The 2,998-nt window shown below is 56.5% G+C and carries 1 protein-coding gene; it reads right to left on the bottom strand.

What is annotated here, in order from left to right; genetic code table 11:
* Positions 1-2,998, bottom strand: a 2,998-nt coding sequence (locus AB9K26_RS10955) for a T9SS type B sorting domain-containing protein (protein WP_369972597.1), incomplete at both ends; no start/stop codon positions are given.

The raw sequence follows: 2,998 nt of genomic DNA, 5'->3' as shown, positions 1-2,998 counted from the left end.
CTTTTCAGGGTAAAATGGGCTTTGAACTCTTTTCTCTCGCCTGTGTTCGGCTCGCCGTACTCCACCACGAACCAGTAATCGCTCGTTGGCATCGGGCTGCCGTTGTAGGTTCCGTCCCAACCGTCACCGGTAGGGCTGATCTGCTTGAGCAGCTTTCCGTACCTGTCGAATATGTAGATCGTCGCGCCAGGCTGGCCCGCAATCCCCTTGATGTTCCAGGTATCGTTGTAACCGTCACCGTTCGGCGTGAAATAGGTCGGGTAGTCCATGACCGTGACCTGGCCAAAACCATAGCCGCAGCCAGTCCTGTCCCTTACCGTGACCTCATGGTCTCCGGCGGTGACGTCAGCGAAGACGTTCGATGCCTGCCAGGCACCGCCATCGAGACTGAACTCATAGTCCCCGATGTCCAACGGGTTCAGGACCGTGACCTCTATCACGTGGAGGTCAGAGAAGGCGTCCGTCAGAACGTCAACGTAAATATCTATCGGAGGGGAGCTCTCGATCACCTGTGCGCTGTCCTGGCTCTGGCAGCCCGTCTGCGAATCGGTGACGACCACCGTGTAGAGGCCTCCCTCCAGAGGCGTGTAGCTGCCCGATGTCGCGCCCGCCAAAGGAACACCCTCCAAAAGCCACTGGAACCCATAGGCAGGGCCACTAAGCCCCGTGTCAAGGACGGGAACGCCAAGGACCTCAGTGCCGTTGGTGTCGACGCAAAGCACATAGCTGTCCTCAAGGCCAAAGACAGGGAGCGGGTCAACGAACAGCGTCAGGGGAGCCACCGAGTAGCATATCGACGAGTCGACCATGTTACCGGTACCGTCGTCCACCATCGTGTCGTTGTCAACCCTCACGTAGATCACCTGAGGGTTCGTCACGTTCTCGTACAGGAAAGGCAACGGGCTGACCCCAAGCTCGGCATCGGTAAGGGTCGCGTAATAGCTGACCACATAGTCCGCAGGGTCCTGGCCTCCAAGCACCTGTGCCTGGACACTGTCCGGGTCCAGGTCCGCCAGGTCGGTGACCGGCGTCAGGTCGAACTGGGCGCTGTTGTTGCCCAGGTCGCCGTCATCGTCCATCTCGTCGTCACAGATGCGCACCGGCTCCGGGATCGCATTGGCGACGGCCGCCTCGTGGAGCTCTATGCTAAAGACAGGGGTGCTTATCGAACAGCCCGTGGCGTTATTGGTGATGGCCACGAATATCTGCTGTGGGTTGGTCAGGTTCGTATAAGGGCTCACGAGCGCGTTCGACAGGGTGTCAGCGTCCGACTGGCTTACGTGGTAGGTCACCGTGAAGAGCGCCGGGTCCTGACCGTTGAGGACCTCTGCGTCCTTCTGCGTCAGGTCGAAGTCAAAGAAACCGTCGTTGTTGAGCTCGCACTCTATAAGATCGGTGACAGCCACCACATCCGGCAACGGGTTCACAATGATGTCAAAATCCACTATCGTGTAGCAGCCCGTGATATCGTTGGTAACGCGCACATAGACCGTCTGTACGGCCGAAAGGTTAACGTACGCGCCAGGGGACGCTATCGCGTTATCGCCAAGCTCCGCGTCCTCAAAGGTCTCGTGATAGGTAGGGGTCACCCCTGTCTCACCATTGAGTATCAACAGCTCGTTCAATGTCAGGTCGAACTCCTCCTCCATGTCACCAGGATCCGTGTCGTCGCAAAGCTCAAGGTCAGGCAAGAGACCGCTCTCCGTCGGCGTCGGGTTCGGGAGCACGCGTATGGTCAGGGTCGTATAGTCGACACAGCCCGTATCGACGTCCGTGACCACTACATAGAGGGTCTGTGGGTTCGATGGGGCCCCATTGACAGATGTGTTCGTATAGGAACCGGCATCCACCGCGTCCAACTGGGACTGCGCATCCGAAAGCGTCTCATAGTAGGACACGCTCCAGCTAGCCTCGCCCCCTGTGATCTCCTGGTCCTTGACCGTTAGGTCGAAGACCGTGAGCTCATCGGCCACGGTATCGTCGCAAAGCTCCAATGGGGACGGCTGGACCGCCGAGGGCGGAAGCTCCACCACCAAATCGAAAAGGCCCGTAGAGGTCACACAACCATTAACACCGCTCTCCAACCTCACATAAATCGTCTGTGGGTTGCTCACATTGGTATAGTTCGTTACATTAACTATTGGGCTCGCCCCTGATACGGCATCGGCCCCTGTCAAATGATAGGTCAGCGTATAGTCCGATGGCAACTGCCCCCCCAATATCTCTGGATCTTTTGTCGTTAGATCAAACTGGGCCAAACCATCGTTGTCTGTGTCGCATATCACATAGTCCTCTATATCTACCGGAACCTCCGGTGATGGCAATACGCGAATCGTCAAGGCCACTGTCGCGTTGTAGCATCCCGTGATCGTGTTCTCTGCCCTTATGTAAACCGTCTGCTCGTCCATTACGATATTCGTGTATGGACTAGCCAGTGCATTAAGGCCGTTATCCGCATCCTCTTGGGTCTCGTGGTACGTTACCACAACATCCAGCTCGCCGTTTATGATCTCCTGTGTACGCTCCTCAAGGTCAAAGCTCTCGAAACCGTCATTGTCCAGATCACAGACCTCTAAGTCTGTAGGCGTCGCCGGGGAAGGCAATGGGTTCACCCTAAGCAATATCGTTGCCGTGGTACTTACAGAGCAGCCCGTAACATCGTCCGTAGCACGCACAAATACCGTCTGTGGGTTGCTCGTGTTCATGTAGGGGCTCACTATGGGGTTCGTGCCATTATCCGCATCCATCTGTGTCTCGTAATACGTAAAGCTGATACCTGTCTGCCCGTTGAGCATCCCTGCATTGGCATCCTCTAGCGTAAAGGCCTCGACCTCATCGCCCGATATATCGTCGCACAGCTCTAACGGACTCGGTTGGACCAGCACCGGAAGTGCATTGACGACCAAATCCAGGGTCGTTAACTTATGGCAACCGTTGGCCGTGTCCTCCACCCTTACCCATAGGGTCTGCATAAATGCCGTTGTATTGGTATATGAGG

Source organism: Psychroserpens sp. XS_ASV72, from assembly GCF_041224425.1.
GTDB lineage: Bacteria > Bacteroidota > Bacteroidia > Flavobacteriales > Flavobacteriaceae > Psychroserpens.
This window is presented reverse-complemented; position numbering and strand designations above follow the sequence as displayed.